This window comes from Allostreptomyces psammosilenae (assembly GCF_013407765.1).
GTDB classification, from domain to species: Bacteria; Actinomycetota; Actinomycetes; order Streptomycetales; family Streptomycetaceae; genus Allostreptomyces; species Allostreptomyces psammosilenae.
This window is the reverse complement of the sequence record NZ_JACBZD010000001.1, coordinates 400,001-414,306: the sequence shown is the minus strand read 5'-3', so window position 1 is coordinate 414,306 and position 14,306 is coordinate 400,001. Positions and strand designations below refer to the sequence as shown.

The following is a 14,306-nucleotide window of genomic DNA, read 5'->3' as shown; positions in this document are numbered from 1 at the left end:
GACGCCGTCGCGGACGGCGCCGGGTTCCACCACACCCTCCGAGCGAGGGTAACGGCTCCCCGTGTCGAGCCTCACCGCGCCGTGCCGGGCCCGGCGTCGCCCGCCCGGTCACCCGGGTCGTCGCGCCGCCCCGGTCACCGCGCCGTCCCGCGCCAGCCCTGCACGGGCAGCGCGAACTTGGCCACCAGCCGGTTGGTGAACGGCGCGCGGTGCAGGCGGGCCAGCCGCACCGGCTTGGCGCCCCGGCGGACCTCCACCCGGGCGCCGGGCGGCAGCTCCGTGGTGCGCCGGCCGTCGCACCACAGCACGCCGTGCGAGGTCCCGGAGAGCACCTCCACGGCCAGCACCGAGTCCGGGGAGACCACCAGCGGCCGGGCGAACAGCGCGTGGGCGCTGATCGGCACCATGAGCAGCGCCTCCACCTCGGGCCAGACCACCGGTCCGCCGGCGGAGAAGGCGTAGGCGGTGGAGCCGGTGGGGGTGGCGCAGACCACCCCGTCGCATCCCCAGCGGGAGAGCGGGCGGCCGTCCACCTCGGCGACGACCTCCAGCATGCGCTCCCGGGAGGCCTTCTCCACGGCGGCCTCGTTCAGCGCCCAGTCGCGGTGGACCACCCGGCCGTCCTGCCGCACCGTGACGTCGATCGTCATCCGCTCCTCGACCTCGTAGGAGCCCTCGATGACCCGCACCGCCACGGTGTCCAGGTCCTCGCGTTCGGCCTCGGCGAGGAAGCCGACCCGGCCGAGGTTGACCCCGAGCATGGGGATGCCGGACTCCCGGGCCAGCTCCGCGCCGCGCAGCAGCGTGCCGTCCCCGCCCATCACCACGAGCAGCTCGCAGCCCTCGGTGGTGGCGCTCTGCGGGGTCACCACCTCGGCCCCGGGCAGGGACAGCTCCTCCGCCTCGGTGGCGAGCACGCGCACGCACATGCCCGCGTCGAGCAGTTGCTCGACGACCCGGTGCGCGCTTCTCAGCGCCGCGTCCCGGCCGGTGTGTGCCAGCAGGAGCACCGTGCGCTTGTCCAACGAACCACTCCTCGCGACCACGGGCGGCGGCATGCGACCGCCGTCCTGGGACGGACCGGCGAGTCAGGGGGTCTGCCGACGGTCCCTCGATGACCCTCACCCCGGAGCCGGTCCACCGGGAGGTGACCCGCCCGGAGGCGACCCGCCCGCCCGCGGACCTGACTACAGCGTGCGGCGGAGAAGATCAAGGCGGTATCCCTCCTCCACCGGCCGGGGCGGCGGCCGGGGGCGGGCCGACCGGGCGGCTGGCCCGGTGGCCGACCGGGCGGGTCAGCTCGGGCCCTCGGCGACCGCCCGGCGCACCTGCTCCGGATCGACCGGCGGCGCGTCGGCCCGGAACCACACGAAGTACTCGACGTTGCCGGACGGCCCGGGCAGCGGGCTGGCGGTGACCGCGCGCACCCCGAGCCCCAGCTCGGCCGCGCGGGCGGCCACCGTCAGCACCGCGTCCACCCGGAGCTCCGGGTCCCGCACCACGCCGCCGGAGCCCAGCCGCTCCCGCCCGACCTCGAACTGCGGCTTCACCATGAGGACGAGGTCGGCGTCCGGCTCGGCGCAGCCGGCCAGGGCCGGCAGCACCAGGCCGAGGGAGATGAAGGAGAGGTCGCCGACGACCAGGTCCACCCGCCCGTCGATGGTCTCCGGCACCAGCTCCCGCACGTTGGTGCGGTCGTACACGGCCACCCGCGGGTCGGTGCGCAGCGACCAGGCCAGCTGGCCGTAGCCGACGTCCACGGCCGCCACCCGGGCGGCCCCGCCGCGCAGCAGGACGTCCGTGAAGCCGCCGGTGGAGGCGCCGGCGTCCAGGCAGCGCCGTCCGGAGACGGTCAGGCCCAGGGGGGCGAAGGCGGCGAGCGCGCCGGCCAGCTTGTGGCCGCCGCGGGAGGCGTACTCGGGGTCGTCGTCGTCGCGCGTGACGACGATGGCGGCGCCGGTCTCCACCTGGGTCGCCGGCTTCGTGGCCGCCCGACCGCCCACGGTGACCCGGCCGGCGGCGATCAGCTCGCCGGCGTGCTCCCGCGACCGGGCCAGTGACCGGCGCACCAGTTCCGCGTCCAGCCGTCGTCGCGCTGCCACCTGTTCTCCTCTAGCTCCTTGGCCCCGGCGCCCGTTCGTCCAGGGCCGCCAGCACGTCCCGCAGGCCGCCGTGCACATCCTCGTACACCTCGGCGTGCGCCCCGACCGGCAGGGCGTCCACGGTACGCAACCGGGCGAGCAGGCGGTCCACCGGCTCCTCGCCGGTCGTCGGGAGGTCCAGCGGAACGGGAACGGGAGCCTCCGGACGGCTCTGCCCGACCGGCGCGCCGCCGTCCGGCCCGGCGTCCGCGGGCTCGGCCCCGTCAGGGAGGTCGGCGCCGTCCGGGAGGTCAGGGCCGTCCGGGCCGGCGCCGTGCGGGCCGGGGTGCTCCGGCGGGGCGGGGCGCCGCGGCGTGGGGAGGGTCTCGCCGTCGGCCGCGGTGGGGTACTCGCTGTCGTTCTCGCGCACCCGTCCGACGCTACCCCCTGCGCACGGCCGCACCGCCGATCCGCAGCGGTGTTCGGATACCGTGCCGTCGTCCGGAGGTCGCGGGCGCGGGAGCGCCGGCGGCGTGTTCGTGGAGGGGACGGGGAGAGACCATGGCCACAGTGGCGCAGTGCCGGGAGGCGCTCGAACAGCTCGCCGCCACCCTGGGCGCGGCGAGCGCCGGCGGTGCGGGCGGGGCGGCCCGGCTGGACCGCACGGTGAGCTGCCGACTGACCGAGCCGGACGTGGTGTTCACCGGGCGGCTGACCGGGGGCCGGATCACCGAGCTGGCCGAGCATCCCGCCACGGCCGCGCCCGAGGCGAAGGTGCGCCTCGCGCTGAGTGGGGACGACCTGCTGGCCCTGGTGGCCGGCGAGCTGTCGTTCGGCTCGGCCTGGGCCTCCGGCCGGGTGCGCCTGGAGGCGAGCTTCACCGACCTGCTCCGCCTGCGCGCCCTGCTCTGAGGCAGGGGCCGGGGCTCGTCCGGCGGGTCAGACGAGGGCGGCTACCAGCAGGGCGAAGGCGGCCATGATGACGGCGACGCGGACCTGGTGGTAGCGGTCCCAGCGGTTCATCTGCTGCTTCCAGTCGGCGGGCCGGTTCTCCGGGGTCCACGTCTTGCCCCGGTTGTTGATCGGGACGAGCAGCAGGACCGACATGATCACGCTGAGGACCAGCAGCGCGCCGGCGGTGACGACGAGGCCGGTGCCCTGCTGGCGCCATCCGGCGGCGGCCCAGACCGCGACGAGGACGAGCGAGGTGATGTACCAGACCGGCATCACGGCGCCGAGCATCCGGCCCCCGTGGGCGCGGCCGAGTTGGCCGCTGTCGCCGGGGAGTGCGTCGAGGATCCGGTTGATGACGAAGGCGACGGAGAACTCCACCCCCACCATCACGCCGACGACCACGGTGGTGAACACCTCGAGTGCGTTGAGCATGACGACCCCTCCAGGAATCTAGCGTTGCTAGCTGATGAGGCAACGCTAGTACTACTGCCGCTCGTTTGTCTAGCAGCGCTAGCGCGCACCCGTGCCGGTGCGAGGACGCGCGACGGCGCCGTCAGCCCTCGCGGGCGCCGCCGTCCCCCGCGCCCCGCTTGCCCGCGGTGACGGCCTCCAGGATCAACGGCAGGAAGGTCCGCTCCAGGTCACCCGGCGGGTAGCGCTCGGGCTGGACGTAGCTCTGCGCCTGCCCGCCCTCCCGGATCGCCACCAGCAGCCGCGCCAACTGGTGCAGGTCCACCGCCGGGCGCACCCCCGCGCGCTCGAAGGCGACCGCGAGCAGCGCGGCGATCTTCTCCCGCAGCCGGTCCTCGTGCGCGGCGAGCGCCCGCGCGACGTCCGGATCCCGCATCGCGTAGAGGTTGATCTCGGTGGTGACCAGGTACCACCGGCGCTCCTCCGGATCGTCCAGCCGACTGGCGTCGATCAGCGCGGAGATCGGATCGGCCGCCTCGTCCATCGCCGTGAGCAGGGCGCCGGCCCGGGTCACCGCCCGCTCCGCGTAGGCGTCGAACAGCGCCCACAGCAGCTCGTCCTTGCTGCGGAAGTTCGAGTAGAAGGCGCCACGGGTGAACCCGGCGCGCTCGCACAGCTCCTCGATCGTCACGCCGTGCACCCCCCGCTCCGCGAAGGCGTCCAGGGCCGCCTCCAGCAGCCGCGCCACCGTCTCCGGGCGGCGCTTCGTGGGTCCCTTGGGCATCTGACGGTCACTCCGCTATTGACGGGCCGACACGGCCCCCTGACGATACATTCAGTATCCGATACGTTTCGTATCCACTCTCCGCCGGGGGCGCCCCATGTCGCAAGCCGCAGCGCCGCGGCCCGCCAACTTCAGCGACCACCAGAGCGAGATCTACCTGAACGGCATGCTCGCCGGGCGCACGCCCGCCATCACCACCGACCTGGCCGGGCTGGAGGAGCGGGCACGCGAGGTGCTGCCGCCCGAGGCCCTCGGATACGTGGTGCCGAGCGCGGGCAGCGGCGCCACCGCCCGCGCCAACCGCGCCGCCTTCGACCGCTGGCGCATCCTGCCCCGGATGCTGCGCGGCGCCGCCCGGCGCGACCTCGGCTGCACCGTCGCGGGCACCGACCTCCCGGCGCCCGTGCTGATCGCGCCCATGGGCGTGCAGACCCTGGCCCACCCGGAGGGCGAGCTGGCCACCGCCCGGGCGGCCGCGGCGCTCGGGGTGCCCTACGTCCACTCCACCCAGGCGTCGCACTCCTTCGAGCAGGTCGCCGAGGCCGGCGGCCCCGCGGCGCCGCGCTGGTACCAGCTGTACTGGCCCACCGACCGCGAGGTGTGCCTCAGCTTCCTGCGCCGGGCCAGGGCCGCCGGCTACTCGGCGCTGGTGGTGACCCTGGACGTGCCGCTGATGGGCTGGCGGCCCGCCGACCTCGACCGGGGCTTCCTGCCCTTCCTGGACGGCGTCGGCATCGCCAACTACCTCACCGACCCGGCGTTCCGGGCCGGGCTGGCCAGGCCGGTCGAGGAGGACCCGGGCGCCGCCGCCCTGCACTGGGCCGGCATGTTCCCCCACCCCCAGCTCGGCTGGGACGACCTGCCGTTCCTCCGCGAGCACTGGGACGGCCCCATCCTGCTCAAGGGAATCTGCGCCGTCGAGGACGCCGAACTCGCCGCCGAGCACGGCATGGACGGCGTCATCGTCTCCAACCACGGCGGCCGGCAGGTCGACGGCGCCGTCGCCGCCCTGGACGCCCTCCCCGCCGTCGCCGACGCCGTCGGGGACCGGCTCACCGTGCTGTTCGACTCCGGCGTGCGCACCGGCGCCGACGTCGTCAAGGCGCTCGCCCTCGGCGCCCGCGCCGTGCTCCTCGGCCGCCCCGTCCTGTACGGCCTCGCGCTGGACGGCCAGCGCGGCGTGGAGCACGTGCTGCGCTGCCTGCTGGCCGAACTCGACCTCACGGTGGCCCTCACCGGCCACACCAGCCACCGCGAACTCGACAGACGGACCCTGCTGCCCGCCTGACACCCCCGCGGACCCTCCACCGACCCGCGCCCACCCCCCATCCGCCCGTCACAGCAAGGACGCCCATGACCGAGCCCACACACGTCCTCGTCGTCATCTCCCCGCACGTCGGCGGACGCGACGTCGGCGGCGCCCTCGCCGCCCAGCTCGGCGACCGCGCCGAGGTCACCGTCGTGGAGAGCGCCACCGAGGACCCCCGGGCCCTGGCCCGCGCGCAGGTCATCACCACCGCGCTCGCCCCGATCACCGCCGAGGCCGTCGCGGCGGCGCCACAGCTGCGCCTCGTCCAGTGCGCCAGCCACGGCTTCGACTACGTCGACCTCCCCGCCGCGGAGCGCGCCGGCGTCACCGTGGCCAACATCGGATCCAGCGGCGCCGAGAACCAGAACGTCGCCGAGCAGACCTTCGCGCTGATGCTCGCGCTCGCCAAGCGCCTCGTCCCCGCGCACACCGCCCTGGTCGACGCCGACTGGGCGCTCCCCCGGCTCCAGCGGTCGATCACCGAGCTGTGCGGGAAGACCCTCGGCATCATCGGCCTCGGCCGGATCGGCCAGGAGGTGGCCCGCCGCGCCGCCGCGTTCGACATGTCCGTCCTCTACACCGGCCCGCGTCCGCAGCCGCAGGCGGAGGCGCGCTACGCGGCGCGCCGGGTCCCGCTGGAGGAACTGCTGACCACCTCGGACTACGTCTCGGTGCACGCCCCGCTGAACGAGCACACCCGGGGCCTGCTCGACGCCGAACGGCTCGCCCTGCTCAAGCCCACGGCCCACCTGATCAACACCGCCCGGGGCGCGATCGTCGACCAGGACGCGCTCGCCGACGCCCTGGAGGCCGGACGCCTCGCCGGCGCCGGCCTGGACGTCTTCGATCCCGAGCCGCCCACCACCGCCCTGCGGCTGCTGCGCGCCCCGAACGTCGTGCTCTCCCCGCACGTCGGCGGCGTCACCCGGGAGACGCTGGTCCGCATCGCGCTCGCGGCACTGGAGAACGTGCGCGCCTACCTGGACGGCAAGCCCCCGCGCGACGTGGTCAGCCGGACGCGCTGAACACCGCGCGCCCGGGACACGCGCACGCCCGGGACACCGCCACGCCCCCGCCGGCTACCCGGCCAGCGCCGCCCGCACCAGAGCGGCGTTGTCCGGCGCCCTGCGGCCGTCCGGCAGGGTCAGCGTGTCCTCCAGCCCGATCCGGCGATCCAGCCCGCGCTCCGCCGCCAGCCGCAGCACCGGCCAGGCCTGCTCGGCCTCGCCGTGCAGCAGCACCGCGCCGCGGTAGCCCTCCCGCAGCTCCTCCAGCGCCGCGATCGCCGCCTCGGCACCCGCCGCCGCACCCACCCCGCCGGCCGCCGCCGTACCCGGCACCACCTCGACCAGCACCCGAAGCACCCGGCGCGCGAACCCCGAGGCGAGGAACCGGCCCACCGCGTCCGTCCCGGTGAACAGACCCGCCTCGACGCCCACCCCGCGCTCCGACAGCGCCTCCGCCACCCGCTCGGCACCCTCCTCGTGCCAGTTCACCGAGGCGGTGTCCGGAAGGACCGTCCAGGAGCGCACCAGCGCCGCCCGCTCCGCCGCGTCGGGCGCCGTCCACGCGCCGGTGGTCACCCCCACCGGCACGCCCGGCACGGCCTCGCGCACACACGCCACCGCCCGCGCCAGCACCACCGGATCCAGCGAGTCCACGCCGTCCGGCGTCTTGGGATGCAGATGTATGTCCTCCGCGCCGGCCGCGACGGCCGCCCGCGCCGCCGTCGCGAGCTCCTCCGCGGACACCGGGAGAGCGGGATGCTCGGCGCGACCGCGAGCACCGTTGAGGCAGACCTGTAGCACGGTTCGATCATGCCGCCCGACTCCGACAGCCGCCCGGCAGCGCGGGGCCGCGCCGCCGGCGTGTCGGACGGCGCGCCGGGGCGGCCCGGCCCATCACGAAGGGCGGGCCCGGCCACCCGGCCCGGCTCAGCCCTCCAGGGCCTCCAACGCCTTGCGCACGTCCAGCGGCCGCTCCCCCGGGTGGCCCCAGGCGGCCGCGCACGCCGCACGCAGCCCGTCGATCCGGTCCGCCTCGGCCACCCCCGCGGAGAGCTCCAGCACCCCGCCGGCCACCCGGGCCGACCAGTCGCCGCACCGCCACACCGGCCCGACGCCGTCCGGCTCCCCGCCCGGTCCCTCCGCCGCCGCGTCCGCCGTCGTCACCGCCGGGTGCGGCACCAGCAGCCCGCGCAGGTCCTCGGCGATCCAGGTCGGCCGCTGGTGCGCGGGCGCCGCCAGCAGCTGCGCCGCGTCGGTGACCCCGGTGAGCACCAGCAGGCTGTCCACCCCACCGGTCACCGCACCCTCGATGTCGGTGTCCAGCCGGTCCCCCACCACCAGCGGCCGGCGCGCACCGGTCCGCCGGATCGTCTCCCGGTGCATCGGCAGCAGCGGCTTGCCCGCCACCACCGGATCCACCCCCGTCGCCGTGCGCACCACGTTCACCAGCGCGCCGTTCCCCGGCGCCTTGCCGCGCGCCGTCGGAATGGTCAGGTCGGTGTTGGAGGCGATGTAGGGCAGGCCGGCCGCCACCGCGTAGGACGCCTCGGCAAGCTGCCGCCAGTCCACGTCCGGCGCGTAGCCCTGGACCACCGCCGCCGGGGAGTCCTCCGCCGAACGGACCGGCCGCAGCCCCCGCTCCCGCAGCGCCTCCTCCAGCCCGGCCCCGCCGACCACCAGCACCGCCGCGCCCTCGGGCACCCGCTCGGCCACCAGCCGGGCCGCCGCCTGCGCCGAGGTGACCACCTCCGAGGCGTCGGCGGGGATCCCCAGCTCGGAGATGTGCGCGGCCACCACGGACGGCGGGCGGGCCGCGTTGTTGGTCACGTACGCCAGCCGCATCCCGGCGTCCCGCGCCGCGAGCAGCGACTCCACGGCGTGCGGGACGGCGACCGGCCCGGTGTAGACGACGCCGTCGAGGTCGAGCAGTGCCGTGTCGTACTCCTCGTGCAGCGCGCCAGGGGTGCCGGTGCGCGGCAACACCCGCGCGGCGCCCGGCCTCGGTTCGGACGTCGTCATCGAGCTCCACCCTCTCTCACGTTGGTCGGCGCGCCGGGGCGGTCCCCCGGGCACCGCGACCCCGCCCCGGGGCGGGACGGGCCACCGCACCACCGCCGCGACCGGGCGCGTCCGTCCAGGTCAGCGCCCGGCACGTAGCATGCCGAGGATGACACCGAAGTGCCCTGACGCGGCGATCCCGCGAGGCGCGACGCGAACGACCGGGCCGGACCACCAGCCCGCCCTGTCCCTGGCGCCCTTCCGCGGCCTGCGGTACGACGGCCGGCGGATCGACGACATCGCGGCCGTCATCAGCCCGCCCTACGACATGGTGGACGCCGCCCTGCTGCGCGAACTCCGCGCCACCTCGCCGCACAACGCCGTGCGGCTGATCGCCCCGGACTGCGACAGCGTACCGGCCGGGGAATGCCACCGCAGGGCCGCACGCACCTTCCGCGACTGGCGACACCAGGGCGTGCTGGTGCCCGAGCCCCACCCCGCGCTCTACGTCTACGAGCAGCGCCGCGACGTCCCCGGCGAGGACGTGCTCCTCCAGCGCGGCGTCATCGGCGCCCTGCGGCTGAGCCCGCCCGAGGAGGGGCTGGTGCTGCCGCACGAGGACGTGGTCCCGCGGACGGTGGAGGAGCGCGCCGGACTCATGAGCGAGCTCGGCGCCAACCCGGAGCCGATCCTGCTCACCTACCACGGCCGGGGCACCGCGGCGCAGGTCATCGAGGAGGTCGTCGCCGAACGGACACCGGCGGTCTCGGCCCGGACGGCCGGCGGGGCCCGGCACCGCCTCTGGCCGGTCACCGACACCGACGCGATCGCCGCCATCAGCGCCGACCTCGCCGCGTCCGGTCCGGCGCTGATCGCCGACGGCCACCACCGCTGGGCCACCTACCTCGCCCTGCGGTCACGGCACGGGACCGCCGCGGCGCCGGCGCCGGGCCACCGGCCGGGCGACCACGGCCGTACGACGCCGGCGCCCGGATTCTGGGACCGGGGCCTCGCCATGCTGGTGGACTCCGACCGCTACCCGCTGCGCCTCGGCGCCATCCATCGGGTGGTGCCCGGACTGCCGCCGACCGAGGCGGTCCGGCGGCTCACCGGCGCCTTCCGGCGGCTGCGCCCGGTCTCCCCGGACCTGCCCGCCGCCCAGCGCGCGCTCGCCCAGGCCGCCGCCCACGGGCCGGCACTGCTGGTCGCCGGCGGGCCCGAGGGAACCGCGCCGACGCTCGCCACCGACCCCGACGAGGCGCTGCTCCAGGCCAGGGTGCGCCGCGACCGGCCCGAGCCATGGCGCCGGCTGTCGGCCACCGTGTTGCACGACGTGGTCCTGGAGCGGCTGTGGGGGGTGCCGGACGCGCCCGGCCGGGTGCACTACGTGCACCAGGCGGGGGACGCCCTGCGCCGGGCACGGCGGGACGGCGGCACGGCGGTGCTGCTGGCGCCCGTCCGTGAGGATCTGGTGCGGTCGCTCGCGGCCCAGGGCGTCACCATGCCGCGGAAGTCGACCTCCTTCGGCCCGAAGCCGGCCGTCGGCCTGGTGATGCGGGCACTGCCGGAGGGCTGAGTCCACCGGCCCGCCCCGGCCGGTTCAGGAGAAAGCGGTGGGGGCGACCGGCCGAAGCCGGTCGCCCCCACCGCGTTTCACCGCGTGCTGGTCGGGCGGCGCGTCAGCGCTCGCCCTCGCCGCTCTCCCGCTGCTCCGACTCCGGCGCCTCGTCGGAGCGCGCCTCGTCGGAGGGTGCCTGCTCCGCCTCGGAGTCGCGCCCGGACTCGGGCTCGGTCTCCGGGGTGACGTCGGCGTCCGCGTCGCCCTCCTGGGGGATCCGCGGCTCCAGGAAGGGGCTGGTCGGGGACACCTGGTCACCGGCCGTCTCCTGGCTGGGCGCGACCTCCTCGCCCGCGTCCTCCCGCACGTCGTGGGCGTGCCGCCCGTCGGCCTCCGCCTCGGTGGCGCTCAGGAACTCCTCGCCGGCGGCCAGGTCCTCGACCTCGTCGAGGTCCTCGGCGTCCGGGTCCAGGGCGTCGGTGTACTCCACGCCGTCCAGCACGGCGAGGCGCTCGGCGGCGTCGGTGGAGCCGTCACGGTCGGCGTCCGCCGCCTTGGCGAACCAGTCGCGGGCCTCCTTCTCCCGGCCGGCCGCGAGCAGGGCGTCCGCGTAGGCGTAGCGCAGCCGCGCCGTCCAGGGCCGCACGGCCGTGGAGGTCAGCTCCGGGCACTGCAGGGTGACCACCGCCGCGTCGATCTGGCCCATGTCGGTGCGGGCCCCGGCGGCGACCAGGCGCATCTCGATGCGCCCGGCCTGGTCCAGCCGGTTGACCTCGGGGTCACCGGCCATCTCCAGGGCCTTCTCCGGGCGGCCCATGCCGCGCTCGCAGTCCGCCATGACGGGCCACAGGTCCGCGCTGCCGCTCATCCGGCGCGCCGCGCGGAACTCCGCCAGCGCCTCCGAGTAGCGCTCGGTGGCGTACGCGGCGAATCCCGCGGCCTCGCGGACGGCGGCGACCCGGGAGGCGAGCCGCAGGGCGGTCTGCGCGTACTCGTAGGCGCGCTCCGGCTCCGAGTCGACCAGTCGGGCCACCATCACCAGGTGGCGCGCGACGTCGTCGGCGAGGTCCTTCGGCATGCTCTTGAGTTCCTGCCGCACGGAGGCGTCGAGCTCCATGCCCGTGACGTCCTCCGGGATCGGCAGCCGGCGGCGGGGCGGAGCGCCCTCGCCACGGGGACCGCCACGCTCGTCGCGCCGGTACCCACCGGGACGCCCCTCGCGACGGAAACCGCCGCCACGCTCGTCACGGCGCGGGCCGCCGTCACGGTCCCGACGGAAACCGCCGGGGCGGTCGTCGCGCCGGAAGCCGCCGGGGCGGTCGTCCCGGCGGAAGCCGCCGGGGCGCTCGTCACGGCCGGGACGCTCGTCACGGCGGAACCCGCCACCACGCTCATCGCGGCGCGGACCGGCATCGCGGTCGTCCCGACGGAAACCACCCGGACGATCCTCGCGCCGGAAACCGCCCTCACGGTCATCCCGACGGAAACCACCCGGACGCTCATCCCGACGGAAACCGCCACCACGCTCATCGCGGCGCGGACCGGCGTCACGGTCATCCCGACGGAAACCACCCGGACGCTCATCCCGACGGAAACCGCCACCACGCTCGTCACGACGCGGACCGCCGTCACGGTCGTCCCGACGGAAACCACCCGGACGCTCATCCCGACGGAAACCGCCACCACGCTCGTCACGACGCGGACCGGCATCACGGTCGTCCCGACGGAAACCGCCCTCACGGTCATCACGCCGGAAACCACCCGGACGCTCATCCCGACGGAAACCACCGCCACGCTCATCACGACGCGGACCGGCATCACGGTCATCCCGACGGAAACCGCCCTCACGGTCATCACGCCGGAAACCACCCGGACGCTCATCCCGACGGAAACCACCGCCACGCTCATCACGACGCGGACCGGCATCACGGTCATCCCGACGGAAACCGCCCTCACGGTCATCACGCCGGAAACCACCCGGACGCTCATCCCGACGGAAACCGCCACCACGCTCATCACGACGCGGACCGGCATCACGGTCGTCACGCGGCCGCCGCGGGCGGTCGTCGTCGTACCGGCGGAAGTCGCCACGGTCGTCACGGCGAGGCGCCGGCCGGTCGTCACGACGCTCTACGGGACGGTAGCCGCGCCGGTCGTCGCCGCGCTCCTCGTCCCGGCGGTAGGAGGGGCGGTCGTCGCGGCGGAAACCGCCACCGCGGTCATCACGACGGAAGCCTTCCCGGTCATCGCGGCGGTAGCCGCCGCCCTCCCCACGACGGGGTGCGGGGCGCCCCCCGCCACGCTGCCCCTCGCCGCGGTCTCGGCGGCTGTCTTCGCCGCGGAAGCCTCCACGGTCCTCACGGCGCTCGTCACGTCGGAAGCCGCCGCGCTCCTCGCGCCGACCGCCCCGGGGGCCTCGGCTCTCGCCGGCCCGCCGGTCATCCCGGGGACCCTCGGGTGGGTTCGACATCGACGCGGCTCCTGTCTGCTTCTCGGGCACTGGTTCTCGGCACACTCTGCTGTTGGAGTAGACCCCGGCGGTTACCCGCCGATCGGGTCCGTAAGCGGGCCCGGTCCTCCTGGGTATCCGGGCAACTCACCCATTGTCGCCCATCGTGTGGGCGACCGCGCCGGCGGAACCGGGTGAGCGGTTCCGATCCGGCTCCGTCGACACGAGAACGAGTCGGGAGACGACACAAAAAATGGGGTGTGGTCTTCCGACCAATCCTTCGGTCGGAAGACCACACCCCATCTTCACTATTAATCCGGCGGCGTCCTACTCTCCCACACACTCCCGCGTGCAGTACCATCGGCGCTGAGAGGCTTAGCTTCCGGGTTCGGAATGTAACCGGGCGTTTCCCTCACGCTATGACCACCGGAAACCTTGGGAACAGGAATCCAGCAACAGATTCACATATCAAACGTCCAGCCCTGGCCAGGGATGGCGTGTTCGTGGTTCCAGAACCACACAGTGGACGCGTAGCATCTATGGACAAGCCCTCGGCCTATTAGTACCGGTCAGCTCCACACCTCACAGTGCTTCCACACCCGGCCTATCAACCCGGTCGTCTACCGGGAGCCTTAACCCATCACGTGGGTGGGAGTCCTCATCTCGAAGCAAGCTTCCCGCTTAGATGCTTTCAGCGGTTATCCCTCCCGAACGTAGCCAACCAGCCATGCCCTTGGCAGAACAACTGGCACACCAGAGGTTCGTCCGTCCCGGTCCTCTCGTACTAGGGACAGCCCTTCTCAAGACTCCTACGCGCACAGCGGATAGGGACCGAACTGTCTCACGACGTTCTAAACCCAGCTCGCGTACCGCTTTAATGGGCGAACAGCCCAACCCTTGGGACCAACTCCAGCCCCAGGATGCGACGAGCCGACATCGAGGTGCCAAACCATCCCGTCGATATGGACTCTTGGGGAAGATCAGCCTGTTATCCCCGGGGTACCTTTTATCCGTTGAGCGACGGCGCTTCCACAAGCCACCGCCGGATCACTAGTCCCTGCTTTCGCACCTGCTCGACCCGTCAGTCTCACAGTCAAGCTCCCTTGTGCACTTACACTCAACACCTGATTGCCAACCAGGCTGAGGGAACCTTTGGGCGCCTCCGTTACCCTTTAGGAGGCAACCGCCCCAGTTAAACTACCCACCAGACACTGTCCCTGATCCGGATCACGGACCCAGGTTAGACATCCAGCACGACCAGAGTGGTATTTCAACAACGCCTCCACCACGCCTAGCGACGCGACTTCACCGGCTCCCACCTATCCTACACAAGCCGAACCGAACACCAATATCAAGCTATAGTAAAGGTCCCGGGGTCTTTCCGTCCTGCTGCGCGAAACGAGCATCTTTACTCGTAATGCAATTTCACCGGGCCCATGGTTGAGACAGTCGAGAAGTCGTTACGCCATTCGTGCAGGTCGGAACTTACCCGACAAGGAATTTCGCTACCTTAGGATGGTTATAGTTACCACCGCCGTTTACTGGCGCTTAAGTTCTCAGCTTCGCCAACCCCGAAGAGTCGACTAACCGGTCCCCTTAACGTTCCAGCACCGGGCAGGCGTCAGTCCGTATACATCGCCTTACGGCTTCGCACGGACCTGTGTTTTTAGTAAACAGTCGCTTCTCGCTGGTCTCTGCGGCCACCACCAGCTCCAGGAGCAAGTCCCTTCACCAGCAGCGGCCCCCCTTCTCCCG

Annotated in this window: 12 protein-coding genes, 2 rRNA genes and 1 pseudogene (1 of these 15 cut by a window edge); 4 read left to right on the top strand and 11 right to left on the bottom strand. The window is 73.9% G+C overall.

Features of this window, described 5'->3' with window-relative positions:
• Nucleotides 1-134: 134 nt before the first annotated feature.
• The 3 genes from FHU37_RS01590 to FHU37_RS01580 form a co-directional block, all read right to left on the bottom strand.
• Nucleotides 135-1,058, bottom strand: a complete 924-nt coding sequence (locus tag FHU37_RS01590) for an NAD kinase (RefSeq protein ID WP_179812429.1) — start codon at nucleotides 1,056-1,058, stop codon at nucleotides 135-137.
• Nucleotides 1,059-1,295: 237 nt separating this feature from the next.
• Nucleotides 1,296-2,102: a TlyA family RNA methyltransferase gene (locus FHU37_RS01585; RefSeq protein ID WP_312892371.1), complete on the bottom strand. Its 807-nt coding sequence runs from the start codon at nucleotides 2,100-2,102 to the stop codon at nucleotides 1,296-1,298.
• 10 nt (nucleotides 2,103-2,112) lie between these two features.
• Nucleotides 2,113-2,511 carry a hypothetical protein gene (locus FHU37_RS01580; RefSeq protein WP_179812170.1) on the bottom strand — a complete coding sequence of 133 codons (399 nt, stop codon included), beginning with the start codon at nucleotides 2,509-2,511 and terminating at the stop codon, nucleotides 2,113-2,115.
• A 131-nt stretch (nucleotides 2,512-2,642) separates the two neighbouring features.
• Between FHU37_RS01580 and FHU37_RS01575 the strand changes: the two genes are divergently transcribed.
• The gene (locus FHU37_RS01575; RefSeq protein WP_179812427.1) at nucleotides 2,643-2,993 is read left to right on the top strand and encodes an SCP2 sterol-binding domain-containing protein; all 351 of its coding nucleotides are present in this window, start codon (nucleotides 2,643-2,645) and stop codon (nucleotides 2,991-2,993) included.
• Between the two features lie 27 nt (nucleotides 2,994-3,020).
• Here the strand turns inward: FHU37_RS01575 and FHU37_RS01570 are convergent, their stop codons facing one another.
• Together FHU37_RS01570 and FHU37_RS01565 are read right to left on the bottom strand one after the other, a co-directional pair.
• Complete coding sequence (locus tag FHU37_RS01570; protein WP_179812426.1) at nucleotides 3,021-3,467, bottom strand: anthrone oxygenase family protein; 447 nt, start codon at nucleotides 3,465-3,467, stop codon at nucleotides 3,021-3,023.
• Nucleotides 3,468-3,588: 121 nt separating this feature from the next.
• On the bottom strand, nucleotides 3,589-4,230 hold the full coding sequence (locus FHU37_RS01565) for a TetR/AcrR family transcriptional regulator (protein ID WP_179812425.1): 642 nt from the start codon (nucleotides 4,228-4,230) through the stop codon (nucleotides 3,589-3,591).
• Nucleotides 4,231-4,327: 97 nt separating this feature from the next.
• On the opposite strand from FHU37_RS01565, the gene FHU37_RS01560 reads away from it, so the two are divergent.
• Together FHU37_RS01560 and FHU37_RS01555 are read left to right on the top strand one after the other, a co-directional pair.
• On the top strand, nucleotides 4,328-5,518 hold the full coding sequence (locus tag FHU37_RS01560) for a lactate 2-monooxygenase (protein WP_179812424.1): 1,191 nt from the start codon (nucleotides 4,328-4,330) through the stop codon (nucleotides 5,516-5,518).
• 65 nt (nucleotides 5,519-5,583) lie between these two features.
• Nucleotides 5,584-6,564, top strand: coding sequence for a 2-hydroxyacid dehydrogenase (locus FHU37_RS01555; protein WP_179812423.1), 981 nt, complete (start codon nucleotides 5,584-5,586; stop codon nucleotides 6,562-6,564).
• A 54-nt stretch (nucleotides 6,565-6,618) separates the two neighbouring features.
• Here the strand turns inward: FHU37_RS01555 and FHU37_RS01550 are convergent, their stop codons facing one another.
• Both FHU37_RS01550 and FHU37_RS01545 read right to left on the bottom strand, forming a co-directional pair.
• Complete coding sequence (locus tag FHU37_RS01550; RefSeq protein WP_179812422.1) at nucleotides 6,619-7,347, bottom strand: 3-keto-5-aminohexanoate cleavage protein; 729 nt, start codon at nucleotides 7,345-7,347, stop codon at nucleotides 6,619-6,621.
• Between the two features lie 126 nt (nucleotides 7,348-7,473).
• On the bottom strand, nucleotides 7,474-8,565 hold the full coding sequence (locus tag FHU37_RS01545) for an HAD-IIA family hydrolase (protein ID WP_179812421.1): 1,092 nt from the start codon (nucleotides 8,563-8,565) through the stop codon (nucleotides 7,474-7,476).
• 148 nt (nucleotides 8,566-8,713) lie between these two features.
• Here FHU37_RS01545 and FHU37_RS01540 point away from each other — a divergent pair, with 148 nt between their 5' ends.
• Entirely contained in the window at nucleotides 8,714-10,120 is a 1,407-nt protein-coding gene (locus FHU37_RS01540; RefSeq protein WP_179812420.1) for a DUF1015 family protein, read from the top strand.
• A 103-nt stretch (nucleotides 10,121-10,223) separates the two neighbouring features.
• Here the strand turns inward: FHU37_RS01540 and FHU37_RS01535 are convergent, their stop codons facing one another.
• The 4 genes and pseudogenes from FHU37_RS01535 to FHU37_RS01520 all read right to left on the bottom strand — a co-directional run.
• Entirely contained in the window at nucleotides 10,224-11,201 is a 978-nt protein-coding gene (locus tag FHU37_RS01535) for a tetratricopeptide repeat protein (protein ID WP_312892731.1), read from the bottom strand.
• A gap of 258 nt (nucleotides 11,202-11,459) precedes the next feature.
• Nucleotides 11,460-12,167, bottom strand: a pseudogene (locus tag FHU37_RS27655) (tetratricopeptide repeat protein); the annotation flags it as partial.
• 698 nt (nucleotides 12,168-12,865) lie between these two features.
• Nucleotides 12,866-12,982, bottom strand: a 5S ribosomal RNA gene (gene rrf, locus FHU37_RS01525).
• A 108-nt stretch (nucleotides 12,983-13,090) separates the two neighbouring features.
• Nucleotides 13,091-14,306: ribosomal RNA gene (locus FHU37_RS01520) — 23S ribosomal RNA — on the bottom strand; it runs 1,889 nt beyond the window's last position.

Excerpts from the sequence above, each read along its gene's own strand:
- FHU37_RS01555 (WP_179812423.1), top strand. The coding sequence starts at position 5,584 with ATGACCGAGCCCACACACGTCCTCGTCGTCATCTCCCCGCACGTCGGC.
- FHU37_RS01540 (WP_179812420.1), top strand. The coding sequence starts at position 8,714 with ATGACACCGAAGTGCCCTGACGCGGCGATCCCGCGAGGCGCGACGCGA.
- FHU37_RS01560 (WP_179812424.1), top strand. The coding sequence starts at position 4,328 with ATGTCGCAAGCCGCAGCGCCGCGGCCCGCCAACTTCAGCGACCACCAG.
- FHU37_RS01565 (WP_179812425.1), bottom strand. The coding sequence starts at position 4,230 with ATGCCCAAGGGACCCACGAAGCGCCGCCCGGAGACGGTGGCGCGGCTG.
- FHU37_RS01570 (WP_179812426.1), bottom strand. The coding sequence starts at position 3,467 with ATGCTCAACGCACTCGAGGTGTTCACCACCGTGGTCGTCGGCGTGATG.
- FHU37_RS01545 (WP_179812421.1), bottom strand. The coding sequence starts at position 8,565 with ATGACGACGTCCGAACCGAGGCCGGGCGCCGCGCGGGTGTTGCCGCGC.
- FHU37_RS01590 (WP_179812429.1), bottom strand. The coding sequence starts at position 1,058 with ATGCCGCCGCCCGTGGTCGCGAGGAGTGGTTCGTTGGACAAGCGCACG.
- FHU37_RS01575 (WP_179812427.1), top strand. The coding sequence starts at position 2,643 with ATGGCCACAGTGGCGCAGTGCCGGGAGGCGCTCGAACAGCTCGCCGCC.